Annotated in this window: 17 protein-coding genes and 1 pseudogene; 4 read left to right on the plus strand and 14 right to left on the minus strand. The window is 42.4% G+C overall.

The annotated features are described in order from the left end of the window. Positions 1–141 precede the first annotated feature (141 nt). Positions 142–2,364 (minus strand): NADPH-dependent 2,4-dienoyl-CoA reductase, encoded by a 2,223-nt coding sequence (locus tag U1P77_RS12590; protein ID WP_321155307.1) that lies wholly within the window; start codon positions 2,362–2,364, stop codon positions 142–144. 563 nt (positions 2,365–2,927) lie between these two features. Between U1P77_RS12590 and U1P77_RS12595 the strand changes: the two genes are divergently transcribed. Together U1P77_RS12595 and pgsA are read left to right on the plus strand one after the other, a co-directional pair. Next, the gene (locus U1P77_RS12595; protein ID WP_321155308.1) at positions 2,928–4,592 is read left to right on the plus strand and encodes an AMP-binding protein; all 1,665 of its coding nucleotides are present in this window, start codon (positions 2,928–2,930) and stop codon (positions 4,590–4,592) included. Positions 4,593–5,377: 785 nt separating this feature from the next. Then, positions 5,378–6,040, plus strand: coding sequence for a CDP-diacylglycerol--glycerol-3-phosphate 3-phosphatidyltransferase (gene pgsA / locus U1P77_RS12600; protein ID WP_321155309.1), 663 nt, complete (start codon positions 5,378–5,380; stop codon positions 6,038–6,040). A gap of 156 nt (positions 6,041–6,196) precedes the next feature. Here the strand turns inward: pgsA and U1P77_RS12605 are convergent. Both U1P77_RS12605 and U1P77_RS12610 read right to left on the minus strand, forming a co-directional pair. Next, positions 6,197–6,457: pseudogene (locus tag U1P77_RS12605) on the minus strand (pyridoxamine 5'-phosphate oxidase family protein); the annotation flags it as partial. A gap of 287 nt (positions 6,458–6,744) precedes the next feature. Next, complete coding sequence (locus tag U1P77_RS12610; protein WP_321155310.1) at positions 6,745–7,239, minus strand: pyridoxamine 5'-phosphate oxidase family protein; 495 nt, start codon at positions 7,237–7,239, stop codon at positions 6,745–6,747. 398 nt (positions 7,240–7,637) lie between these two features. Between U1P77_RS12610 and purL the strand changes: the two genes are divergently transcribed. Beyond that, positions 7,638–11,717, plus strand: coding sequence for a phosphoribosylformylglycinamidine synthase (gene purL / locus U1P77_RS12615; protein ID WP_321156700.1), 4,080 nt, complete (start codon positions 7,638–7,640; stop codon positions 11,715–11,717). A 265-nt stretch (positions 11,718–11,982) separates the two neighbouring features. Here purL and U1P77_RS12620 read toward each other — a convergent pair whose 3' ends face one another. The 7 genes from U1P77_RS12620 to U1P77_RS12650 all read right to left on the minus strand — a co-directional run bounded on the left by U1P77_RS12620 (position 11,983) and on the right by U1P77_RS12650 (position 19,433). Further along, the gene (locus U1P77_RS12620) at positions 11,983–15,063 is read right to left on the minus strand and encodes a DEAD/DEAH box helicase (protein ID WP_321155311.1); all 3,081 of its coding nucleotides are present in this window, start codon (positions 15,061–15,063) and stop codon (positions 11,983–11,985) included. Positions 15,064–15,364: 301 nt separating this feature from the next. Further along, positions 15,365–15,556, minus strand: a complete 192-nt coding sequence (locus U1P77_RS12625; RefSeq protein WP_321155312.1) for a hypothetical protein — start codon at positions 15,554–15,556, stop codon at positions 15,365–15,367. Between the two features lie 25 nt (positions 15,557–15,581). After that, positions 15,582–15,788: a hypothetical protein gene (locus U1P77_RS12630; RefSeq protein WP_321155313.1), complete on the minus strand. Its 207-nt coding sequence runs from the start codon at positions 15,786–15,788 to the stop codon at positions 15,582–15,584. Between the two features lie 70 nt (positions 15,789–15,858). Next, positions 15,859–17,048 (minus strand): IS3 family transposase gene (locus tag U1P77_RS12635; RefSeq protein WP_321155314.1). Its coding sequence is split into 2 segments (ribosomal slippage): positions 15,859–16,793 and positions 16,793–17,048, totalling 1,191 coding nucleotides; the frame shifts between segments, so codons are not numbered across the junction. A 51-nt stretch (positions 17,049–17,099) separates the two neighbouring features. Further along, complete coding sequence (locus U1P77_RS12640) at positions 17,100–17,597, minus strand: type 1 glutamine amidotransferase (protein ID WP_321155315.1); 498 nt, start codon at positions 17,595–17,597, stop codon at positions 17,100–17,102. Positions 17,598–17,717: 120 nt separating this feature from the next. Beyond that, on the minus strand, positions 17,718–18,602 hold the full coding sequence (locus U1P77_RS12645; protein ID WP_321155316.1) for an N-acetylmuramoyl-L-alanine amidase: 885 nt from the start codon (positions 18,600–18,602) through the stop codon (positions 17,718–17,720). A gap of 60 nt (positions 18,603–18,662) precedes the next feature. Then, positions 18,663–19,433, minus strand: a complete 771-nt coding sequence (locus U1P77_RS12650; RefSeq protein ID WP_321155317.1) for an MOSC domain-containing protein — start codon at positions 19,431–19,433, stop codon at positions 18,663–18,665. 39 nt (positions 19,434–19,472) lie between these two features. Here U1P77_RS12650 and U1P77_RS12655 point away from each other — a divergent pair, with 39 nt between their 5' ends. After that, positions 19,473–19,667 carry a hypothetical protein gene (locus tag U1P77_RS12655; RefSeq protein WP_321155318.1) on the plus strand — a complete coding sequence of 65 codons (195 nt, stop codon included), beginning with the start codon at positions 19,473–19,475 and terminating at the stop codon, positions 19,665–19,667. A gap of 21 nt (positions 19,668–19,688) precedes the next feature. Here the strand turns inward: U1P77_RS12655 and rsfS are convergent, their stop codons facing one another. The 4 genes from rsfS to U1P77_RS12675 all read right to left on the minus strand — a co-directional run bounded on the left by rsfS (position 19,689) and on the right by U1P77_RS12675 (position 24,830). Continuing rightward, positions 19,689–20,102, minus strand: coding sequence for a ribosome silencing factor (gene rsfS, locus U1P77_RS12660; protein ID WP_201554749.1), 414 nt, complete (start codon positions 20,100–20,102; stop codon positions 19,689–19,691). An 88-nt stretch (positions 20,103–20,190) separates the two neighbouring features. Next, on the minus strand, positions 20,191–21,123 hold the full coding sequence (locus U1P77_RS12665; RefSeq protein WP_321155319.1) for a nicotinate-nicotinamide nucleotide adenylyltransferase: 933 nt from the start codon (positions 21,121–21,123) through the stop codon (positions 20,191–20,193). A gap of 244 nt (positions 21,124–21,367) precedes the next feature. After that, positions 21,368–23,515: a phosphate acetyltransferase gene (pta, locus tag U1P77_RS12670; RefSeq protein ID WP_321155320.1), complete on the minus strand. Its 2,148-nt coding sequence runs from the start codon at positions 23,513–23,515 to the stop codon at positions 21,368–21,370. A 79-nt stretch (positions 23,516–23,594) separates the two neighbouring features. Continuing rightward, on the minus strand, positions 23,595–24,830 hold the full coding sequence (locus U1P77_RS12675; protein WP_321155321.1) for an acetate/propionate family kinase: 1,236 nt from the start codon (positions 24,828–24,830) through the stop codon (positions 23,595–23,597). Positions 24,831–25,459 lie beyond the last annotated feature (629 nt).

Consider the following 25,459-nt stretch of genomic DNA (forward strand, 5'->3'; position numbering starts at 1 on the left):
TTCCTCGTTAAGTTATTTTAATATTTATAATTATCTACTTTTAGTGAATATAGCATATTAACTTAACCATAATATTTGTACTTTTATTTATGCGCTTTTCTAATGCAAACTACAAAACTATCATAAGGCTAATCTGCAGTACTAAATCCCCGCCGCAACCTCAGCCCCATCACGAATAGCACGTTTGGCATCCAGCTCAGCTGACAGTTTTGCGCCACCAATCAAATGATATTGCGCATCAGGTGCATCGCCAACATTGGGCATGAGTTCTACGACCGACTCTTGACCAGCACAGACCACCACGCTATCGACTCGTAATAGCTGGCTTTGACCTTGGTTATTAGTTATCCAAATACCTTCATTGGTGATTTTTTCGTACTGTGCGCCCGATACTTGAATAACGCCATGCGACCTAACATGGGCACGATGTACCCAGCCGGTCGTTTTATTAAGACCACCACCCAAGCGCCCTTTGGTACGCTGCATCAGATAAACTTGACGTACTGGCGTAATGGCGTCTGGTTTAATCAAACCACCTTCGCTTTGATAGTCAGTATCACTAGTCACGCCCCATTCTTCACGCCATTCGCTAATTGTTTGCGCTTTTGGACGGTAAGTTGGGTCTTTTAACACTTCAGAACCAAGCTCATCTAACGCCTGACCATGATTGGCGGTGAGGTATTCACTGACATCGAAGCCAATACCACCAGCGCCGATGACTGCTACCGTATCGCCGACGGCTTTTTCACCGGATAACAACTCTGCATAGCTCATGACTTGTGGTAGATCTGCACCTTCGAGCTTACCTGCCAAACTTCTGGGTACGACACCAGTTGCGACGATGACATGGTGGAATTTACTAGCTTCCAGTAGTGGCTTATCTACTTTAGTATTCAGCTTAACTTCAACGCCTAAATGCTCAAGCTCATTAATATAATAGCGAATGGTTTCAAAGAACTCTTCTTTACCAGGGATAACTTTGGCGTAGTTAAACTGTCCACCTAAGATATCTTTGGCTTCAAACAAAGTCACTTTATGACCACGTAGCGCTGCGACATGTGCCGCTGACATACCCGCTACGCCGCCACCAATAACCGCAACTTTTTTAGGCTTCTTAGTCTTCTTATAAACCAATTCAGTCTCATAACAAGCCTGCGGATTGACCAAACAAGTTGAGCGTTTATTTTCAAAGGTATGATCTAGGCAAGCTTGGTTACAAGCAATACAAGTATTAATTCGAGCGGCTTCACCGTTTTTAGCTTTATTAACCCAGTTTGGATCGGCCAAGAACGGACGCGCCATTTGAATCATATCTGCCTGACCACTGGCAACAATTTCTTCAGCAGTATCGGGCATATTGATACGGTTGGCTGCCATCATCGGAATGCTGATGTGTTTTTTAATCTCAGCGCTAAAGTCCACAAAGGCGGCGCGCGGGACACTGGTGACGATAGTTGGCACGCGGGCTTCATGCCAGCCAATACCGGTATTCATTATGGTCACGCCAGCTTCCTCTAGCGCTTTAGCAACGATAATGACTTCATCCATGACGTTGCCGCCTTTGACCAAATCAATGACTGATAAGCGAAATAAGATAATAAAATCTTCGCCAACCGCAGCGCGAACGGCCTTAACCGCATTTACTGCCAGCTTCATACGACCATGAATATCACCGCCATAAATATCTTTACGCTTATTGACGTGGCTGGATAAAAACTGATTGAGCAAATAACCCTCAGAGCCCATAACCTCAACGCCATCATAACCCGCTTGCTTAGCAAGGCGTGCAGCACGAGCAAAGTCTTCGATCGTCTGCTCAATATTTTTGATGCTCATTTTACGCGGTTTAAAGGGGGAAATTGGCGACTTGATTGGGCTTGATGACACCACAAACGGATGATAACCGTAGCGACCACTGTGCAAGATTTGCATGATGATCTTGCTGTCGTGTTTATGCACAGCGCGGGTCACGCGTTGATGGTTGATGACATCCATCTTGCTGTTCATGGTACCGCCTGCCGGTAATAGCCAGCCTTCACGGTTGGGCGAGATACCACCGGTAATCATCATCGCTACGCCGCCTTTAGCACGCTCAGCGAAATACGCGGCAAGCTTGCCATAATTATAAAAGCGATCCTCAAGTCCAGTATGCATCGAGCCCATGACCACACGGTTCTTTAAGGTGGTGAAGCCTAAATCTAACGGTGTGAATAAATGCGGGTAATACTCTGAGGCATTCGAGGCCTCTTGAGTCGCAATACGGTCAGTTTTTTTGGCACTTATGTTTTTTTTGCTTGCTTTTTTTTGGCTAGATTTTGTGGGGCTGGGAGTTTTTTGGCTGGCGGTATCGAGGCGGGCACTCATATCATTATCCTTATGAAACAATGGGAATTATACTGAAAATTATGCTAAAAATAGGGCAATATTTAATAGTCGTTCTATCGTAACACAACGACTTTATCCTCAGCTACGCACACACACGACTGATGAGTGAATACTATTTTAATCTTTTCTCTTGATAACTGCTGCAAAATAATTCGTACGGGCGGTTTGCTATGGTATCGTTTGTACGCTGTAAATATTAAATGTGTGCCACTTATAGTTAATTCAAGTTAGAAACGGCACAGTGCTACTGGGATGAATTTTTTGCAGCATCGAAACACGCTTGTGAACAGCACGCCAGAAAAATTTGTACCAGTGGCACGTCAATAACCCGTTTACCACCCTTGATTAAAAAACTCACGCTGTAAGTAACAACTGTTAAAAAGCTCGCACTTAGACATGATTGCGAGTAACGTATATAGTAGCCATTCAAATAAGCAAACACTGCAAAACAGGCTCGCTTCTTACGCGCTATTGTTTATAATAAACGGTCTCATTTTTAGAATGCAGAACGTCATACAAAGACATGATAAAGGACTATCAACATGACTGACTTTCATACGGGTCTCAATAAAAACCCTGCCAACTATCAACCGCTTACCCCTATTGATTTTATTATTCGTAGTGCGCAGGTTTATCCCGATAAAACCGCCATTGTTTATGATGACCTCAATGTTAATAATCTGACTCAAACCTGGCAGCAAACCTTTATTCGTTGCCGACAACTGGCTGATGGTCTGCGTAAACTGGGTATTGATAAAAACGATACGGTCGCAGTCATGTTGCCCAATATCCCAGCAATGATAGAATGCGCATTTGGCGCACCGATGTCGGGCGGGGTTCTTTGCACCTTAAATACCCGTTTGGATATCAATGTGCTGACCTTTTGTCTGCAACATGCCGAAGCCAAAGTTCTAATCTTAGACAGTGAGTTTGCTGAGCACGCCGAAATTATCACTGAGACCTTTCCCGATTTAATGATCATTCATGTCACCGATGACGCGATAGAGGTGGAACGTTTCGGGCAAATGACCTATGAAGAATTAATTGCTAGCTCAGACCGTTTAGATAATTGGGAGCGACCAGCAGACGAGTGGGATGCGATTGCGCTCAATTATACCTCTGGCACCACCGGTACTCCAAAAGGCGTGGTTTACCATCATCGCGGCGCCGCATTAAACGCGGTTTCAAATATATTAGACTGGGATATGCCCAAGCATCCAATATATCTGTGGACGCTGCCATTATTTCACTGCAATGGCTGGTGCTTTCCGTGGTCTATCGCTGAGCGCGCTGGGGTCAATGTCTGCCTACGTAAGATTGATGCCGATTTGATTTTGCAAATGATTGCTAAATATCAAGTGACTCATTATTGCGCTGCGCCTGTGGTACATAATATGATAGCTGGCGGTAAGCCAGAATATAAAGAGGCGATTAGCCATAAAGTCAAAGGTTGGGTTGCAGGCGCACCGCCATCTGAAACTATGCTCGCACAAATGGAAGAGATGGACTTCGCTATCACCCACACTTACGGCCTTACCGAAGTATATGGACCGGTGACGATTTGCGCGGAACAAGAGGAGTGGGGCCAGCTTACCATTGCCGAACGTGCGCAAAAGAAATCGCGCCAAGGCGTAACCTCGCATTTAATGACCGGTTTTGAGGTCTTTAAACAAGGGACCACTGAACCGGTAAAAGACGATGGTGAAGAGATGGGTGAGCTGGCCCTGCGCGGTAATATGGTAATGAAAGGTTACCTAAAAAGCCGCAAAGCCACTGAAGCCGCCTTTGCTAATGGTTGGTTCCGTACTGGAGATTTAGGGGTCAAATATCCCGATGGTTATATCAAAATCATGGATCGGCTTAAAGATATCATCATCTCCGGTGGTGAAAATATCTCCAGTATTGAAGTCGAAAACGTCTTATATAAAATGGCGGCTATTCAAAGTTGCGCGGTCGTTGCCGCACCGCACGATAAATGGGGTGAAGTACCGATTGCGTTTATCGAAATTCATGAGGGCAGTACCTTACAGCGTGATACGGTGATTGAGCATTGCCGCCAACACCTGCCAAGATTTAAAGTGCCCAAGCATATTATCTTTGCTGAAATTCCAAAAACCAGTACCGGTAAAGTGCAAAAGTTTGAATTGCGCCAAGCAGCAAAATCGTTAGCGCACGAAACCTCTAAAGTGACGCAAAAATCGAACTAAGCAGGATTTAAAGACAAAAAAAGACCCACAAAGGAGATACTGTGGGCTGAGGAAAGCTGATTATGTAGCTGACTACCAATGCAGTGGTTGTTGATTGTTATTATTAGTTTTTCTTTACTAACATCTATAAAACTAAGTGGTTATAAAATCAATTACTTATAAAACTAAGGGTAACAATTGATAATTTAACTGTTCCTGATCTCTACTTACGAATTTCAGTGTACAAGTGTGTTGTTCATATGTCTATCATAGCCGAAGTCATACTGGTTGCGCTATTTTGGTTACATGACATTACGATTATGTGGGTTGTACTACATTGTCACATTTTTAAAGTTTAGTGCAGAGGTTCTTGAAATAGGCTGATTTTTTCTTCTAAATACTGATTTAGATAGCTAGTAGATTTTTATATAGTCGATTCAATTTAAAAACGATATAGTGCTGCTGGTATGAATTTTTTGCAGGCTCGAAGCACGCTTGTGAACAGCACGCAAGAAAAATTTATACCAGTAGCACGTTGATATGAACGACTCTCTTTTATTTTGAACTGACTCTATAGCTTATAAAATAAGGATTGAAATAAATATTATTTTTAATAATATGGTTTGAAATGACTGGCACATTTTTGAAAGCAACCATGGTTTTGAAGGGCTGGCATGGTTCCAAAAGGGATAGGTATTTTATAACATTTCTTTGCTATCAATGAGCATACATAGAACGCATGACGAGAGACGTGAAAAATGCTAAGCTAGCGGCCATTCTTACGTTTACACTAAACTAGGTTTGCCATGACCGAAAGCACGCACTTGCAAGCACAGAATACGAAAAGTATTTTTAATTTGCCTAATAACTTAACCATCGCGCGCATCTTAATGATTCCGCTGTTTGTCGCGATTGCTTATTGGCCACCGGCAATGGGTATTGGGATGCCTGCGATTTCAGATAACGTCATCGCACGAGTAGGGATGAGCGAATTTAGCGATAGTTTACTGCGACATTTATTGTTGACTGCCGTATTTATTATTGCGGCGATTACCGATTGGCTTGATGGTTATTTTGCCCGTAAGCTTAATGTCGTGTCAGCCTTTGGGCGATTTTTGGATCCAGTCGCTGATAAGCTGATGGTAGCAGCGGCACTTATTATTTTGGTCCAGTGGCATCCCAATATTATTATGGCAATTGCTGCGATTGTCATTATCTCGCGTGAAATTGCAGTCTCCGCTCTACGTGAATGGATGGCAGAGCTGGGCAAAAGCACTAGTGTGGCGGTCTCTTATGTCGGTAAACTTAAGACCACCTTTCAGATGATTGCCATCACCGTGCTACTGCTGAACTGGGAGTCGCTTGAGATGATCGGCTATATCTTAATGGTAGCAGCAGTCATCTTAACCTTATGGTCGATGTTCATCTACCTCAGAGCAGCATGGCCTTATTTAAAGCAAAGTGGCTAGCTTTAGAAGGTTAAGAGTAGAATTTTATGGAACTTTAATTTATAGTTAAGATATTATTCTGTCTATTATCAAATACTATTATTGCGCATTTCTATCAAATTCTATCAGAATTTTTACTACGAAACTCTATTCTAAAACGCTATTTCCAAATTGAAGTTATAGCGTTATCAAAAAGTTCTCACCTAAGCTTTTCTCAATAGCACTGTCTGTTACCGCAGCGGCAGTAATTTTGAACACATTAGCAAACGAATTACCGTTGGCCCAATACTCTGCGCCATGTGGCACTACTTTTATCAACTGAACTTTTGGATCTTCTTTACCCTGTTCAAAATAAGCGTTATACATCACTGACCATAGCTCATCCAGCTTTTCTTTGTCTTCGACCAGTTCTGCTTTGCCAGTTATAGACAAGTAGTCTTTATCATCTTGAGTGGTCTAAAGTATTTATGGTTTGAGAATAACTGGTTTATTGACTATAAACTGACTTTATAATGAACAAGTTTTATTGTATGCTCAATCATAATCAGCTATTAATATAGCGAGATAGGTCGATCTAACAATAGAGGCAGTCTGTAATACGCTGTGAAAGTTTGTAAGCTCACTTCTATCGAGCTTATACCTAAAATCTAGCTCATAAAAAGCGCCAATAAGAAATACTCTTACTGACGCTTCAGATTAATATCTTATAATGTCACTTTATAATACTATAGAGAGATATTGAACTGCTCGCCTACATCTTCAGCCGTCTTACCGTCTTGTACCGCTGCTGCTGCCATCTTAAACATATTTACAGTAGAGCTACCGCTAATCCAGCACTCAACTCCATGAGGTACGACTTTAATTAATTGAACATTTTCATCTTCTTTACCGTGTTCAAAAAAAGCACTAGCAATGGGTGACCACAGCTCATCTAGTTTGTCTTTGTCATCTGACAACTCTGCATTACCACTCACAGAAACATAATTCTTCGCATCTTGGGTTGCATAAGACAGACCTACTCTTGGGTTATCTTGAATATCTTTAACGACGTCTGAGGTTTTGTCACCAATAAACCAGATTTCTTTAGCACCGATGCTAGTTTCAGTAGTAGTCATTGGCCAAGCATGTAGATCACCTTTCTTATTTATAGTGGTCATCATGGCAAAATTAACGTCTTTGATAACTTCTTGGATTTTGTCAATTTTTTCTTGGTTGCTCATAATAGGTTCCTATTGGATTAAATTAGCGGATTAAATTAATTTTAGTATGCGTTTTTTAGTAATGGTTTCTTTTATTAGCGTTTTATAGAATAACGACAGATACCCATGCAGTTATATAGGCTGCCAGTAATAGGATGTGAGCGTTTGTAAGGATTACAACAGTTGAGTAAAAAGCGTATTCATTGATATATGAGCTGCTTTAATAAAATCAAAATTTAAGAAAAATAGAATACGAAAGTATTGATTTAACCTCTTCGCTCTATCTGACTACTACTAACTAAGATGAATTTATCGCGCTTTGACCCTGCTTATTTCAGGTCTTCTTGTTATAATACCTCGACCTTTTACTTTGTATGGCAGTGATGCCTATCTTTGCCCATCCTATGGAATATGCCTTTATGATGACCATCGCCGGACAACCGTTCTTAACCGACTTTCAGACGCAGCAACTCATCAGTCAGTTTCAGCAAAAAACCAATCTAAGCATCACCCAAATCAGCACTCAACAAGTCTATGTGCTATCACGGGAATTAGACGGTGATGAGCATAAAAAGGCGTTGGATTTGCTTGGTGTTAATAAAAGAGCTGATGGCAATATTGAAATTACTGCGCCACAAGATAACCAGTTACAAGTGATAGTCAGTCCGCGCTTCGGTACGATATCGCCATGGGCAAGCAAAGCGACCGATATTTTTAATAATTGTGAAATTAAGATCAATCGTGTTGAGCGAGTTATCGTCTATACGCTCACGCTTGCAGACAATACATCTGATAAGACCTTACCGAAAGTGGCCGAGCAGTTATTATTTGACCGTATGACCCAAAGCTTGGTTTATGATTTAAGCGACACCAGCAAATTATTTGATGATCAGCAGCCCGCATCATTGAATCATATCGACGTGATGGGGGAAGGGCGCGAAGCATTAGAATCAGCCAATACAGAATTTGGTTTTGCATTATCTAGCGAAGATATCGACTATTTAATGAATGCCTACGTCAATGAGCTCAAGCGCAATCCGACGGACGTTGAACTGATGATGTTCGCGCAAGCCAACTCTGAGCATTGCCGTCATAAGATATTTAATTCTGAATGGACGATTGATGGCGAAGTCCAAGCTAAGTCATTATTCCAAATGATTAAGAATACTTATAAAGCCAATCCACAAGGTATTTTGTCTGCTTATAAAGACAATGCGGCAGTGATGGCAGGCTCTGAAGGCTGGCGTTTTTATCCGGTTCCTGAAAATGCAACTGACGGTACTGTTAATAATAACCCCGCTCATCCATATAGCTTCCATCAAGAAAACATCGATATCTTAATGAAAGTTGAAACTCACAATCACCCAACGGCGATTGCTCCTTATGCTGGCGCGGCGACTGGTGTGGGTGGCGAGATTCGTGATGAAGGTGCAACCGGTCGTGGCGGTAAGCCAAAAGCTGGCTTGACTGGCTTTCATGTGTCACATCTTCATATTCCTGAGCTAGCAGAAAAATGGGAACAGTCCGGTCAAGTGAGCACGCAAGATTATGGTACGCCAGATCGTATGGCCACCAGCCTTGAGATTATGACCGAGGCTCCTTTAGGCAGTGCCAACTTCTCTAATGAGTTTGGGCGTCCGAACTTGTGCGGTTATTTCCGTAGCTTCCAACTTGACATGTCAGCCGCCAAAGATGGCAGCCAAATGCGCGGTTATCACAAGCCAATCATGCTGGCAGGGGGTTACGGTAATATCAAACGCAACTTAATCGAAAAAAACAGCATTCAGCAAGGTGATCTATTAATCGTCCTTGGTGGCCCTGCCATGCAAATTGGTTTGGGTGGCGGCGCAGCATCATCCGTTGATAGTGGCTCACTAGATGAAGGCTTGGACTTTGCCTCGGTGCAACGTGATAACGCTGAGATGGAACGTCGCTGCCAAGAAGTAATGGATCGCTGCTGGGCCTTAGCTGGTAATGAAGAGCTGGGTAATGAAGAGCCGGGTAATGATGTCGATGTTAGTAACAATGTTAATAAGAAGGGCAAAGATGGCAACCCAATCGTTTCTCTGCATGATGTAGGCGCAGGCGGCTTATCCAATGCTATGCCGGAATTGGTCAATGACCATGAAATGGGTGCGCATCTCAATCTACGTCGCATTCCATCGTTAGAAGCTGGCATGTCGCCAATGGCGATTTGGTCGAATGAAGCGCAAGAGCGTTATGTGTTGGCGATTCACCCAGAAAGTGAAGCGCAGTTCGATGCTATTTGCGCCCGTGAGCGCTGCCCGTATGCCATCTTAGGTACGGCGACTGATGTGCGTCAGCTTATCGTTGATGATGAATTATTAGCGGAACAACCCGTCGATATGCCCATGCAAGTCTTGCTTGGCGGCACGCCGCAGATGAAGCGTCACTTTAGCCGTCAAGAAAGCGTCTTGCCAGCATTAGAGCTGGACGATGTTAATATAGCCGAATCTATCACTGATGTATTACGCCATCCTACCGTTGCTAGTAAGTCATTCTTAATTAGCATTGGTGACCGTTCTATCTCTGGTATGGTAGTGCGTGATCAGTATGTCGGTCGCTATCAAGTGCCGGTTGCTGACTGTGCAATAACCGCTTCTGGTTTGCTTAATCTTGATGGGCAACCGATGAGCGGTGAAGCGATGAGTGTCGGTGAACGTACGCCGGTCGCCTTGATTAGTCCAACCGCCTCTGCGCGATTGGCAGTGGGTGAAGCGATTACCAACATCGCTGGTGCTCGCATTGACCAGTTGTCTGATATCACTATGTCGGCAAACTGGATGGCTGCTTGTGGTGACGATGCAGAAGATGCCGCCTTATTTGATGCGGTTCATGCGATTGGTGAAGAGCTATGCCCTGCGTTAGGTATTGCTATTCCAGTCGGTAAAGACTCGCTATCTATGCGTGCCAACTGGACGGATAGCGATGCCAACAATTCTGAGCATGGTAGTCAGGATAAATCAGTAGTCTCACCAATGAGCCTCGTTATTACTGCTTTTGCGCCAGTGATTGATGTCGCACAAACCCTAACGCCTGAACTCATTAATGGCGATAGCGCGTTTTATCGTATTGATTTATCTAAAGGAAAATTGCGTTTAGGCGGCTCTATCTTGGCGCAAACGCTTAGCCAATTGGGTAATGAATGCCCAGATTTAGCCCAACCTAGCGACTTGGTCGATTTCTTTAACTTTATCCAAGCGGGTAACGCGCAAGACATTATCAGTGCTTATCACGATATCGGTGATGGTGGCTTATTAGCAACTATTGCTGAGATGCAATTTACCAGTCGTCAAGGTATCAAGCTGTCATTGACCGATGATAATCTGCTTGGTCAGTTATTCAGTGAAGAACTAGGCGCGGTCATTCAAGTCATGCCGGAAGACGTGCCAGCATTGATGCAATTGGCAGAAGAATTTAACGTCAGTGATATGCTGAGCTTAGTCGGTCAAAGCTCTGAAGAAGAAAGTTTGCTTATCCAAACCCCGACGCTCATGGGCGATAAGACTCTAAGCTTTAGCCGTGGTAAGTTACAACAAGAATGGAGTCAGGTTAGCTATCAAATCGCCCGCCGCCGTGATAACCCTGCTTGCGTGCAACAAGAATATGACTTGATTACCGATAGCAGCTATCAAGGTCTGATTGCCACGCCAAACTTTGATTTGAGCCAAGCGATTGAAGCACCTTACCTTAATAGCCGTGCCAATAAACCAAAAGTCGCTATCTTACGGGAACAAGGCGTCAATGGTCAGTTAGAAATGGCAGCAGGCTTTACCCAAGCCGGCTTTGAAGCAGTAGACGTCCATATGAGCGACTTGCTAAAAGGCCGTATTAATCTACGCGACTTCGAAGGGTTAGTGACTTGTGGCGGCTTTAGCTACGGTGACGTATTGGGTGCAGGCTCAGGCTGGGCGAACTCTATCTTATTCCATGACGACTTACGCATGCAGTTTGTCCGCTTCTTTGCCCGTCCGGAAACCTTTACCTTGGGTGTCTGTAACGGTTGCCAGATGATGGCGCAGTTGAAAGACTTGATCCCTGGTGCAGAAAACTTCCCACGCTTTATCGCGAATAAATCGGCTCGCTTTGAAGCGCGTACGGTCAACGTCAAAGTTGAGCGCACTAAGTCGGTATTATTCAAAGGTATGCAAGACAGTATCTTACCGATCGCGGTTGCTCACGGTGAAGGCTTTGCCACCCTCAATGCCACAGAAATTGACGGTATGGCCAAACATGGTCAACTCGCCATGCGTTATGTAGACAGTCAAGGTCAGCCAACCGAGACTTATCCGCTCAATCCAAACGGTTCGGTCGGCGGGGTCACGGGTCTATGTAGCACCGATGGTCGGGTCACAATTATGATGCCGCACCCTGAGCGTACGCTACGCGCGTACAATCACAGCTGGAAACCAGCTGTTTGGGACGAAGATGGCGCGTGGATGCGAATGTTCCGTAATGCGCGGGCTTGGGTTCGTTAAAAAATAATTGTTTTAGATAATAAAAAAGGTGGGCTTCGGCTCACCTTTTTTTGTTTGAAGTTTGGGTGTTTTTTAAAAGTAGGGGAGCTAGTCCTGCTTTTCGCTACTATCCTGATTGCTCGCTAGAACGGTGACTATTAGCTAGTAGCGTTCCTGTTATCTCGATAACACTTCTAGCTAAGTCACCGCAATCTAGTGATCAACCAAGTATATCCGCTTCAATCAGGGCTAAACTGCGCCTCCGAATAACTGCTGTGGTTAAAAATTAATGAGATACAAACATTTTTAAGTCTACATCATGACTCGATAGAGTGCTCAACCACGTCTCAACGAGCTGATAAGCTTGCTTGCTTTCGTCTTCAGCATTAGAGATGTTTTTCATTTGTTTAGTGAAATGACTATTTGAGAATGCATTTCCAATGACAAGCCAAACTTCTTTTTTTACCAATACATCTTTACGTCGTTTGTTTATTTCCTCAAAAACCTTATTTAGTGTATCGGGTTGTTGAAATAAGTTTAAATCATATTTTCCATTGTACAATCTAATGCGGCTATCTAGTTCTACTTGATTAGATTTATTAGACGATACCTTCCAGTTGTTTCTTAAATTAGTATCGTTAGCATAACGCTCAAATTTTTGACTAACTAGAGTATGCAGGTTTTTAACAGCTTGGCTGCCAACTTCATATATTGCTCCAGCTGATGATTTTGGGCTTTGCGAAGCTTTTCCACATTTCACATGAACCATAATCAACCTATCTTCTGATGATAAGATAAAATCTGCCGGCTCTGTACCCATGTCTGTACACAAGATAAGGTCTACATTTGGTAAATAACGATAAAAATCACCTAAGCTTTCTAGTGATGGGTTGTTATTCTTGATATTTGATAATTTATCTATTTGATAGAATATTGAGTCTGCTCCAAAATTGCTTGGAGCTGTATTTCTCTCATCTTTTTCTGATAACCCGACTTCTAAAAGGCAATCTAATGAGATAATTTTCGAAATGAGATTCCTATTGAGTACTCCACTATCAGTAGGCATTTGCAGCTCAAAAAACTCTCCTCCTAAGAAAGTTATACCGTTGTTATATAAGAGTTTAATAGTATCTTTATTAAAAGCTTGCTCAGGTTCTAACGACTTATTATTGATATAAAATTTTAACTTATCACTAGTATCTATACAGAGTTTGTTCTCATCATCAAAAGAAAGCCGAACTTTAGTACGTTCAGTATGGGACTTATCTACACAAAGAGTAAAGGTTGATGAAGGAAGAAATTTAGGTGAATATTTACGCACGAAACTTAAGTCACAAATATCTAAAAGACAAAAACCTTGGTCATAAATTTTATAAATGTAATCATTAGCGAGAGGATGTTCTATATTATTATAATAAAAAGATAAATCCTCAAAAATTGTGAAATCTAACATACATGCTGAAGGTTCTTCTTCTGGAGCAGAGTCAGCAGACTTAGCAAACGAGCGTACAAAATTACTTTGTAATGTATTATCTGTCTTAAATTTATTAGATATGTCATCTAGCCAAGCCATAAATTCATGATAGCTAAATCTACGTTTTTTTTGATCAGAAACTCTTCCGGAACCCACACCTAAATAAAATGAATTATCAATCGTATTTTTTACGGTATTAATACTATTAAATACTCCAGTTCTAATCGCATAATTTGAATTAGTTGCCGGATGATTGATAGCCTCTAAATTGCCTATGTACGAAATGCCTTCAGGTCGATGATCACTTTTCTGTAAGGCTCTAGTATTTGCTTGCTTCGTATGAGTTGTATTGTTAGCTTCGGAAATCACCTTAAATAGTGTATCCATGTCTACTGCTCTTCCAATTCCTAGATCCTTATTATCACTAAACTTTCTTCCTTGGCTGTCGAAAATAGCTATATATTCTTGACCTAGCTCTTTTACTACCATTATTTCTAACGATGGTTCAAAAAATAGACTATCTTTTAGAAATCTTGAATTACTAAAAACTATTGAAGTTACTACACCAAATTCAGCGTCATATTTTGATAGAGCACCTTGACGGTTAAATTCCCAATATAATTTATCCAAACAATCGGCTAAATCAAACTCTGGATTTTTCTTGTAAAAGCAAACTGATGCCAATGGGATTTCAAGAGATTCAACAGGGTCAAATCCTTTGAAATCAAATTTTTTCTTAAAGCCAGAGTTATAATAACTATGTTCAGGAAACTCATCGATATAGCTCTCAATTAAAACAGCCGTATCTAGCGTTTTAATAAACTTCTTAGCAGTTTTTTCATTAGATAGATATTCGTCAAACTCTTTAAAATTACTCCATAAATCCAAATTGTTATTATTATCCAGTCCTATAACATAAGGTTGATATTGTTTGTATGTTCTTACCACTCTGCCCACTGTTTGAACTAATTCTCTACCACTACCTACAGGATAAGTGAGGATAAGTATTTTAGCCTGAGGCAAATCAACGCCTTCATCTAATTTCCTTTGATGAATTATTACTTCGTAGTCTTTTTCATGGATATTTGCAGGAACACTCTGTAATGTATTTTCATCATCTGATTTTGCATAACTATCATGGATTGCTACAGTATTGAATTCAGTTTTTAACCATTCGAAATACTGTTGGACATCTGAAAACTTTTTACACTTTACTATGCATACTGATTCAGGTTGTGAGCCTTTTATCTCTCTAATTCTCTCAATTAACCTATCTTCATTAACTACTTCAAAATTCGGCTCTACAATATCGTGCTTCTCAACCGCCTTTTTAAACGTATATATATAATGATGTTTCACATCAATATCGAAACTAAACAAATCGTTTCTATAGGGTGTAGCTGTAATGATTAACTTCTTACATTCAAATTTTCTAACAGCTTTACTCCATTTCGAAGCTGGCTCAGCATGACCTTCATCAAATATTACTAAATCAACCTTATCTTTTATAGAGTCTAATTCAGATTCAGAAAGCTTTGTAATCATTTGGACTGTAGTACAATAAATGCCTTCTTTTTCAAAGTTATCAATATCTTTGAATAATGGCTTAAGGTTTGATATATCAGCTTCGTCACCTAGGATTTTTTTGTAAAAGTCACCTTTTAGTTGTTTTGCAAGCTGGTCGCAGACAGGTCTTCTATGGGTGAGAATTAATACTCGTTTAGATTTAGAGCTATGACTAGCTATACAAATAACGCCACTTTTACCAGCGCCAGTTGGCAAGCTTATTAGACAAGACTTCTTACTTCGTGAACTAAGATATGTAGATACAGTTTTTATGCTTTCCTTTTGACAGTCTCTTAACCTTTCAATAACTTCTTCACTTATATTCATAATAGCCCTTTTAAACTAATGCAATTACATACATTATTCGAATATTTTATTATGAGTAAGTTTACTATAAAAAAAGAGTTAATCTACAAGAAGACTGACTCTTTTGAATGGCTAGGAAAAGTAACTCACTATGTAAGTATAAAATTATCAGATAAATGGCGGGTTACGTCATGCTTTCATTCTCTACGAGAATTTGATAAAGCTAACCCATCCAATGCAACTTGTTGATAAGCCGTGGGGCAGTTGCTCAACTTAAAGAAAATTGATGCGGAACCCTTGTTTCATGTATGTTTTTATACAACTATTCATCTTCTAACGAACGTTCTTTAGCCTCTCTTTGCGATTCAGCTATTAACTCATGTATCTTAGCACTTTCAGCTAAAATACACGTTTCATACGCAGATTTTGGTTTAGGTTGCTGCTCGCTCTCTTGAGCTTGTTTGGCCTTTTCGCTCAAATAGTTTTCAAGATTTTCTTTTTGAGAGTTACTCATAGTTGATTCCTCTTACTATTTAGTTTTAGCTGTCTTTTGCTATGCGATTTAGCATGGCTGCTAACCTTGCGTTGTTGTCTTCAATATACTTATTACCAGCCTCTATTATCTCATCAGCTGATTGTACGGTTTTGGGATAGTTGATAAGTCCACTCTGTATAGCATCATGTCCATTCGCTACCATCTTGACGATACTTTCTTTGGTCACTTCAAAGTGACACTGCCAGCACATAACCCAAGTTCCAAGCTCTTTATGTAGCGGTGTTTGATAAATGAATCCTTGATTGACCTGTAATGGTCAACTAATTTAGGACAGCTGATAAGAGGTTTTTGTTGAAGTAGCGTTTTTCTTTCTCTAGCGGTGTTAAATAATCATTGAAGCTGTGCGGTCTGACGGATTGATAATAGCCCCAGATATAATCACAAATGGCTTGTTTGGCATCAGCGATATCCTCGTAACCACCCTTTGGCATCCATTCGGTTTTAAAACTTCTAAAGAATCTTTCAGTAGGAGCGTTATCCCAACAATTACCTTTTCGGCTCATGCTTTGTATCATACCGTCACAACTCGCCACGGATTCAGCGAATTTCTTACTGGTGTAATGCGTGCCTTGATCTGAATGAAACAGTACGCCGATTGGTTTAAGTCTCGTGTGATACGCCATCTGTAGCGCTTTACTGGTAAGCACGCTATCAGGAGAGTCTGAGACGCTAAAGCCCACCACACGACGGGCATATAGGTCTAAAACAACCGCTAAATAGCACCAACCGCCTTTGATGCGAATATAGGTCACGTCCCCTGTCCAGACTTGATTAGGCGTGCTTGGGCTAAAGTTGCGATCTAAAAGGTTGTCATGCGTTTTATGTTCTTGATCAGCGTACTTATACTTGTGTGTCTTAAACTGACAGCTTTTAAGTCCCATGCTCTTCATAAGCTTACCTGCTTTGTAGCGGGTAAGCCTAACGCCATGCTCATTCATTAGTATGGCAACTATGCTGCGAGCGCCAGCCGATTGCTTTGAGTCATTGAATATTTGGCGTATCAAGGCTTTGAGTTTGACGCGCTTAACATCAATAGATTTAGTTTGTATGCCATAGTAATAACTGCTTCTCACCACGCCAAATAGGTCACATAACTTACGCTTGCTCAATTGTTTGTCCTGCTCTGCAAGCTTGCTTATCAGTAATAGCCTTTTAGACTGTCTGATGCCAACAGAGCTGAAGCCTTTTTTAAGATGTCGCGCTCCATTCTTAGACGCTTATTCTCTTTGCGTAGTTGTTGCAGCTCTCGCTGCTCATCAGTTAAAGCCAAGCCTTGGGTTGGGGAAACGCCTTGTTGCTCTAGTCGATACTTGCGTACCCAGTTGTCTAAGGTCGATGCACCAATCCCTAGCGACTCTGCCACTTCTGCAACCTTGCGCTTATGATCAACGACTAAGCTGATGGCCTCTAGCTTGAATTCTCGGGTGTATTCTCTGCGTTTGTTAGTCATACTAATGTCCTCTTTGAGTTAGTATAACCTCTTATGTACTGTCCAATTTTATTATGCCACTACAACCCATGCTTCCGAAGTGGCAATAGCGGTTGCTCCTTGTGGACAGTCAAAACCATCACCGTGCCAATGGAATACGGTAAAAGCTTGCTTTGGCAAATCTTGTAATAAAGGATGTGACTGACCTTCTTCCATCAACCGAATGGGCAACCAACCGATCTCTTTTACGCTAGACGGCTGGACGGTAGCACCCAAACAATGCGCGATAAGTTGGGCACCCAAACAAACGCCGATAACTGTTTTTCCATTATCAATACTTTGCTTGATCAGACGTTTTTCATCTACCAACCAAGGATATTTTTCATCATCATGGACACTCATTGGCCCACCCATCACTATTAGCCAATCAAAACTGTCATGCTCTGGCAATAGATCATTATTATAAGACCGCGTGCAACTCATTCTATGATTGTGGTTATTCGCCCACTGTTTGATGAAACTAAGGTCTTCATAATCCGTATGGAATAGGGCGTAAATGCGTAGAGTCATAGGATACCTTTGCTTAGAAACCGCTTATGATTAGAAATCGCTTATTAATAGCGTAGAGTAGTTTAGGTCTTGTCTGCATTCTCTACTAGAATTTGGTAAAACTAACACACCTTACGCCACTCAATAAAAATCATCGGTACCAGCATACTTCTTATTCAATGCCTTTAAAACAGCATAGGTTTCTAAATCCATGGTCGCGGTCAAATGCTGCGGACTGAAATGTAGTTGAAACGCATAAATAACATCGTGACTGGCTTTATCCCACTCATCGCTATCATTGATTTGATAACCGTACTCTCTAAATGCTTGTTTTATCTCGGGAATCGTTGCCGCTTCAAACTTATCCTGATTCATAAACAGTTGCTTATCCTGCTGGTTATACCACGCACCAATACCATATTGCTCATACAGCCGTTGCCAAGGGAACTTAGCCCCTGGATCGATTTTTCGAGAGGGCGCCATATCAGCATGACCAATGATATTTTTTGGTGAAATGTCATATCTCAATGCCAAATCTTGTACTAGCTGGGCGACTTTCTTAATCTGTATCTCTTCAAATTCTACATAGTGCTTGTAAGGATGATAGCCTTGGACTTCTGCTTTAAGAGCAGCATTTTTGAGAGCGTTTCTATATTTTGGATCAATCCCGTTATTGACAATTTCTATGCCTATAGAAGTGTCATTTAGGATGGTTCTACCCGCAAACCCGCCATCACCGGCATGCCAAGCGCGTTCACTTTCCGGTACCAAATTATAAATTTTATCGTCGTCTTCATTTAGGATAAGGTAATGGGAGCTTACGTTACCAGTAGTTAATTGCTTTAGTGACCTAGCATTATCTCCGACCGTATAGTGCAAGATGATGGTTTTAATCCGCTCACTTTTACCAGTAGCTTGATAGGTTTGGCTATCAATAATGTAACGCGGCTCTGTGGTTGATACGCAGCCAATCAGTGGTAACGTTAAGCACATTGCTAGTGCAATTGAGGTGATGTTTTTTGCCATAGAACGCTCTATATAAAATAAATAATATAAAATCCGAGATAAGTTTTTAGAGTTCTATACTCAAACCTTACGAATCTTCTTCTTAAGCACCGTCTTCCAACTATCTTCTAAACAACCAATCGCTAACCAAGGCTCGATAAATTCAGAATTAAATTTCTCTTTTGAATTAGAAAGCTGCCAAAGTTTCTCAAGAGTAGCGAACGGATAAGGGCGTTCTATCAAATACACGGGCAAATTAGCAGCAATCATCCCATCACGAACGACTTCGAAATACCAGCCTGCGATACCTTGCGAGGTAATCCATGAAGCTATGTTAGGCACTTTGGTAAATTGGCCGATTTGGTCATTAATTTTGTAGCACGGTCGACGCGGTTGGACAATACGTAATTGCACGCTGTCATCTTTGACAATATCATCTCCATACTGCCCACCATATTGAAAAACGTCTCCAATACAAACCGTGGCCTCAGTCATATCAGGCAGACCAGTAACGGCTTCGGTGGTGAGGTTTTCTCCCAACGTACCGATACGGACATTAAGGTTAAAATCTGAATTAATCTGCTCATAAGTAGCCGTAGGCATTTGATGCACCGCTTTTAGCGGGCCGCCATGATGCTTGCGATCGGCTTGCTCATCTGTCGTTAGCCCCATAAAATCGACGGCAACGGCTGCCTTAATCGGTGCTTTATCAATCGCGCTCATTTGTTCACGAGTGAACGGCATTGCCTTGCCTGCACGGACGTCAATTAAGTTCGCGATATGCAAAGGTAAGGCTTGATTGAAGTCAGCTTTAACCTTTTGGGTGAGTGGTTTTATCGTTTCTGCGCTCATGGGGTGTCCTATAAAGGGTAGCTCTGAAGAATAGCTTTAATGAACAAAGATTATTTAATTAGTGCCGTTATCTTAGCGCAAACATTGGCATTTTTCAGCTTATTTGCCCTATTTAAATTGTCCAACCTATTTATTAAAACGCCAGCACGCTACTATTTAATGTTTCAAAATGCAGGCATAAAAAAAGACCAGATGATTAATCCAGCCTTTTTTGATTTTACATTACTGTCTTAATAAGCTGTTTTAAGAACAGTCTTATTTGTTTTTATTACGGCGACCGGCAGTTTTCTTTTCACGTGGGACCGCAACCAGCTCAGCCAGCTGTTCAGGTGATGACCATAGACCTTCTAGGTCATAGAATTCGCGCGCTTGTGGGGTCATCATATGGACGACTACTGCGCCCAAATCAATCAAAGTCCAGTCAGAATCAACCCCGCCTTCGCGGCCAAGCGGCATAAATTCAGCTTCTTTGGCTTCAGCGCCAACACTATCAGCCATTGCACGTACATGGCGTTTAGAGGTACCGTCAGCGATAACGATACGCTCCATTACGTCAGTTAAGTCTTCTACATTAAGGACGGTGATGTTCTTGGCTTTCATATCTTCTAGGGCAGTTTTGACAACGGCTAAGCATTCTTCTAAGCGTTCGTCAGTCATAGTAGTAATCATAAATACAGGTCTCTTGAATCGTAATTAATAATAAAATGATAAATGGTCATTTAACACGCTAAATGAAAATGACAACAATAAGGCAATTTTAACGGAATTGGGCAGCAGAATATAGCTGATGGGCGATAATATATCGATAAACCGCAGGATTTAGTAAATGAGTGAGATTATTGGGCTTATTACTAACAGTGAGGTCATCTGTTGGGAGTTGCTTAGGTCGTTGTTGACGAAGCTGTTTGCGTGTGTCGGTACTCGATATGGCGAGTACGCAGCGCGAGTCTATATAAGTGCGTCCTTGAGCATTGCTTTTCAAGGGTTTATTGCCTTGGTGAGTAATGTTTTTGGACGAGCTATTTAATGGCTGCATTAAATCTAGCCGTGTTTGGGTGATTTGTGCTTGTAGTTGAATAGGCAGCTCAGTGGATAAAGCATTAAGATGTTGGGCAGAGAGATTTTGTTGGTTTTTGTCTTTATCAGTGAACGCGATTTTTTGTGAGACATCAGAGTTATTAATAAGGTCAGTAGTAAAGTCGCTAGCAAGGTTATTAGTACGGTCATCGCTACGATCAAATATCCATAAGTGCACATAATCGGTCAGCTGTAAACCGTCCTTCCATTTCTCCAAACCACGCGCGCTGTCCATTCCCATAATAAATATCAGACTGTCATCGGGATAGCGTTGGCGTAGCGTACGGACGCTATCGATACTATAAACGGGCGGCGTTTGCCATAGCTCAAGCTCACTGATTTGTAGCGGTGTGTTTTGAATCGCAAGTGTCAGCATAGCAAGGCGATGCGCAGGATCTGTACTTTGCGTTTTAAACGGCGAGCGTGCATTGGGTAATAAAGAAACATGAAGCAGGCGTTGCTGCTGCTTAGCGATAGGGAACAGACTATGATAGACGTACATCGCCATCTGAATATGACCGTTATGGACCGGATCAAATGAGCCGCCCAAATAAGCGCGGATAGCCGGTGCTGTTTTAGAGGTGCTTTTTTTATTAGAATTAGTGTCTGGCATAGGTAAGTGAGCTAAATAAGTCAGAGGATAAAATTGTTGAGTAACGGTTTTAGACAACCATTGTAGAGGGCAGGCATGTGCTTGTCATTAACTGATGGCGGTTTATTAAGCAAACACCCATTAAAAAGCCGACCCTCATAATCATATGAGGGTCGGCCAGCGGTAAGATAAGGTTTCAAGTTAAGCACTTGATAATAAATACGCTTAACGCTTAGGTTTAGTAACCAACTTAATAAATGATGCCCTAAATCTCATCACTGTGCGCCTGGATAGCGGTCAGTGCGATGGTATAAATAATATCATCGACTAGTGCGCCGCGTGATAAATCGTTCACTGGCTTATTCAAACCTTGTAGCATAGGGCCGACACTGATGACGTTGGCGCTACGTTGAACGGCTTTATACGTGGTATTACCCGTATTGAGGTCAGGGAAAATAAACACGTTGGCTTGACCAGCAACTGGCGAGTCTGGTGCTTTTTGTTTGCCCACGCTCATCACTGAGGCGGCGTCATATTGCAATGGACCGTCAACCGCGAGGTTTGGTGCGCGTTCACGAACGATTTCGGTGGCACGGGTAACTTTTTCGACATCCGCGCCCATACCTGACGAGCCCGTTGAATAGCTAATCATGGCAACTTTTGGATCGATACCAAAGGCGGCGGCAGACTGAGCCGACTGAATAGCAATCTCAGCCAATTCTTCAGCGGTCGGGTCAGGATTGATCGCGCAGTCACCATAGACCACCACTTGCTCTGGGAGCAGCATAAAGAAGACAGAAGACACCAAGGAATATTGCGGCGCGGTTTTAATCAACTGAAATGCTGGTCGGACGGTGTTTGCCGTGGTATGTATCGCACCTGAGACTAGTCCATCGACTTCGCCCATCTGTAGCATGATAGTGCCCAAGAAGACGGTATCTTTGAGCTGTTCAGCGGCGACTAGTTCTGTGGTTTTGCCTTTACGGCGATCAACTACAGCCGCGCTGTATTTATTCATATCGAGGGTATCAGGATCAAGAATCTCAAGACCTTCGGGTAAGGTTAAATCGCGATTTTTGGCGACTTGTTCGACGTCAGAACGCTTAGCGAGTAGCACACAATCGGCGATACCACGGCTCTGGCAAATACAGGCAGCTTCTACCGTACGTGGCTCAGAACCTTCTGGTAAAACGATGCGTTTATTGGCATTTTGAGCTCTTTTGACTACTTGATGACGGAATGCCGCTGGCGATAAGCGCGGTTTATGATCGGCGCTGAAGTAGTCTTTAATCCAGCTTAAGTTTAAATGCGCTGCCACATAACGGGTGACTTCTTGCGCCCGCTCAATATCGTCGCTTGGAATTTCAGCACTCATATGCATCAGGCTCTGGACGGTTTCAAAGCTATCCGTCTCAACGCTCATTACTGGAATGCCTGTTTTGAGCGCCGTTTGCCATAATTCTGCCACAGTGGCATTAGGGGACACGCCGCCAGTTAAGACCAGACCAGCTAGTGGAACACCGTTAATACAAGCCAGCGCTGCGGCTAATAATAAATCATCACGGTCACCGGGTACTACGATAAGCGTACCGCGCTTGAACACTTCGTCTACGCGTGCTACCGAACGAGCCGTTAGGCTGATATGATTGATACGGCGCGATTTTGCTTCCCCAACGTTCAGCCATGTGGCATCAAGCTCGGCGGCGATATCCCAGGTACGCGGTACTGATAGCGACTCGCTAAAAGGCACCACGCCAATCAAGCAGAATTGTTCTGTATTAAAATACGGCGACAGACGTTGAACCTCTTGCATAAAGCCTTGGTCTAAGCTAATCACCGCTTCACCTGGAGCAACCGGCTGAGTCTCAAAGGTATTCGGCACATCGTGTACACGCATCAAGATGCACCCTAAGGTGCGATCACTGGCCATGCCACCAAATTCACGAGCGTGCACATCGAGCTTATCTGCTAAGTGCGCCGGATTTTTGGTATCAACAGTGCTAACAAAGATAATTTTGGCATCTAAAGCATGAGCAATGGCGCGGTTAACTTGTGAGGCATAAGACGCTTCTGTGGTGGGTACTAAGCCCTCACAGATGACGATATCGTGGTCGTCACCGATAGTATGGTAGTTGACGACCACTTCTTCCATCAAGTCATCAAGGTTGCCATCACCAATCATGCGCTCAACGCGCTGACGATTGATAGATTTGGGCGGCGTGAGGCCAAAAGCTTGCATGGTGAGCGCGCTTGAGCTGTCTAAGCTGTTCTGCTTATCAAGGGTGTCATCTTGCAAAAATGGCTTCATAAAGCCAGCTTTAATACCGTTATAATCGAACGCCCGAATCAGACCGAGCGCTGCTGAGGTCACACCGATACCGCGACTGATGGGAACAAGTAAAATGGTTTGCATAGCGTATCCTATAATTTATTATAGTTTTAAAGGGCTTTTATTATATCCTTAAAGGACGACCATCTACATAAAGGGTAGCTTATGACAGGCCCAATGCTTGGCGAGTCTCTTTGGCAATTTGGCACTCTTCATCCGTTGGAATAACCCACAGCTCAATGCTGCTGTCTTGATCTTGGAAGCTGCCTTCTGCGCCACCGACCAGCTCATTGTTCTTGTCTACATCAAAATTAATGCCGAAATGACGCATCACATCTAAGATACGTGCACGCGTGGTTGCTGAGTTTTCACCAATACCACCAGTAAAGACAATACCTGTAAACTCAGGTAATGCACAGCTCAGGCTAGCGAGGTATTTGCCCGCACGATAACAGAACATCTCTATAGCAAGCTGCGCGTCTTTATGATCCTCATCCGCTGCTTGCTCGATAGTACGCAAATCATTCGATAGTCCTGAGATACCTAGTAGGCCACTTTCACTATTAAGCATCGTATCAACTTCTTCTAAGCTCATGCCAAGCTTACGCTTTAGATGAATATGCAGGCTAGGATCAACGTCACCACTACGGGTACCCATCATCAAGCCTTCAAGCGGGGTTAGACCCATGCTGGTATCTAAGCTTTTACCATCATAGACGGCAGTCGCTGAACAACCATTACCTAAGTGAGCCGTTAGCCAACCGTGTGGGCCTTTCGCTTCTGTAATCTCACTGGCACGCTCAGATACATAGGCATGAGATGTACCATGGAAACCATAACGACGGATTTTTTCTTCTTCGTATAGCGCTTTTGGAATCGGATAGCGGTAGGCCACTGGAGGCATGGTTTGGTGAAATGCAGTGTCAAAAACCACCACTTGTGGGATATCAGGATAGATGGCTTCGACAGCTTCAATACCTAGTGCGTTGGCAGGATTGTGTAGCGGTGCCAATATTTTTAGGCGCTTCACTTCTTCTAGTACATGCTGATTAACGCGTACGGCTGCTGAATATTCACGGCCCCCATGTACCACACGGTGTCCAACAGCGATAAAGTGATATTGTTCAAGTAGCGCTAATATTTTTTGTAGTGCCAACTCATGACGACCACCAGGGATGGTGATTTCAAGCTTTTCGCCGTTTAAGGTGGTGTGTTTGATACGAGCGGTATCTAGACCTAAGTTTTCAGCCAGTCCAGTGATACGAGTGGATTCATCTTCGCTGATCAGCGCGTATTTGATGGAGGAAGAACCGCAGTTAAGAACCAAAGTAGGATTGATTAGCTTTGATTTACCAGTATTACGGTCGTTAAAGGTGGAATTGCTTACGCTGTCGCTCATGCTCTATCCTTAGATTATTTGTCATTAGACTGTGTGTTATTAGATTGTGCGTTATTAGACTGGGTTTAATACGTGGTGAAGCATAGCGGATTAATACCCGCTGAACAAACGAAAACCAGCAGATATGCGACTAGAATGACCCAAGCGATACCGAGCCTAAAAGCCTACTGATGGCTGATCATTTGTCATTTTGATTGTGTGAATTCTAGTACTCTATCAAAGCAATAGGTTCCCAGTATAATGTAACATGTTTACGACTTTATACTACAATAACTATAAGGTTTAAGATTAGCGCGAATCAAGTGGTTGCTACAACTGTTCACCGAAGGTGGCTACTGATTGTTAGCCATTATGAGCGCAAGGTTTTCAGCAATAAGAATTGTAAGGAAGTTTGTCAAAATATTTTAAATCGCTCTTTGTCCAATCAATCTGCAATCGATTCGCATTAATCAAATGACAATCAACACAAAAAGTGACACCAGCTACCGTAGCTATCTTCTTATCTTCAAACAATAATTATGACATGCAATTTGAGTAAAATTATCGACCAAACAAACTCAAGGCGCGCACAGCTTTACTGAATAATGCTATGATTAAATAAATTGTAATACTCTCAATATTTTAGTCGT

The sequence above is a fragment of the Psychrobacter sp. LV10R520-6 genome (assembly GCF_900182925.1).
Lineage (GTDB): Bacteria > Pseudomonadota > Gammaproteobacteria > Pseudomonadales > Moraxellaceae > Psychrobacter.

Excerpts from the sequence above, each read along its gene's own strand:
- U1P77_RS12625 (WP_321155312.1), bottom strand. The coding sequence starts at position 15,556 with ATGAGTAACTCTCAAAAAGAAAATCTTGAAAACTATTTGAGCGAAAAG.
- U1P77_RS12675 (WP_321155321.1), bottom strand. The coding sequence starts at position 24,830 with ATGAGCGACAGCGTAAGCAATTCCACCTTTAACGACCGTAATACTGGT.
- U1P77_RS12590 (WP_321155307.1), bottom strand. The coding sequence starts at position 2,364 with ATGAGTGCCCGCCTCGATACCGCCAGCCAAAAAACTCCCAGCCCCACA.
- U1P77_RS12610 (WP_321155310.1), bottom strand. The coding sequence starts at position 7,239 with ATGAGCAACCAAGAAAAAATTGACAAAATCCAAGAAGTTATCAAAGAC.
- U1P77_RS12650 (WP_321155317.1), bottom strand. The coding sequence starts at position 19,433 with ATGAGCGCAGAAACGATAAAACCACTCACCCAAAAGGTTAAAGCTGAC.
- rsfS (WP_201554749.1), bottom strand. The coding sequence starts at position 20,102 with ATGATTACTACTATGACTGACGAACGCTTAGAAGAATGCTTAGCCGTT.
- U1P77_RS12655 (WP_321155318.1), top strand. The coding sequence starts at position 19,473 with ATGAACAAAGATTATTTAATTAGTGCCGTTATCTTAGCGCAAACATTG.
- purL (WP_321156700.1), top strand. The coding sequence starts at position 7,638 with ATGATGACCATCGCCGGACAACCGTTCTTAACCGACTTTCAGACGCAG.
- U1P77_RS12620 (WP_321155311.1), bottom strand. The coding sequence starts at position 15,063 with ATGAATATAAGTGAAGAAGTTATTGAAAGGTTAAGAGACTGTCAAAAG.
- pgsA (WP_321155309.1), top strand. The coding sequence starts at position 5,378 with ATGACCGAAAGCACGCACTTGCAAGCACAGAATACGAAAAGTATTTTT.
- U1P77_RS12665 (WP_321155319.1), bottom strand. The coding sequence starts at position 21,123 with ATGCCAGACACTAATTCTAATAAAAAAAGCACCTCTAAAACAGCACCG.
- U1P77_RS12595 (WP_321155308.1), top strand. The coding sequence starts at position 2,928 with ATGACTGACTTTCATACGGGTCTCAATAAAAACCCTGCCAACTATCAA.
- U1P77_RS12630 (WP_321155313.1), bottom strand. The coding sequence starts at position 15,788 with ATGTGCTGGCAGTGTCACTTTGAAGTGACCAAAGAAAGTATCGTCAAG.
- pta (WP_321155320.1), bottom strand. The coding sequence starts at position 23,515 with ATGCAAACCATTTTACTTGTTCCCATCAGTCGCGGTATCGGTGTGACC.
- U1P77_RS12645 (WP_321155316.1), bottom strand. The coding sequence starts at position 18,602 with ATGGCAAAAAACATCACCTCAATTGCACTAGCAATGTGCTTAACGTTA.
- U1P77_RS12640 (WP_321155315.1), bottom strand. The coding sequence starts at position 17,597 with ATGACTCTACGCATTTACGCCCTATTCCATACGGATTATGAAGACCTT.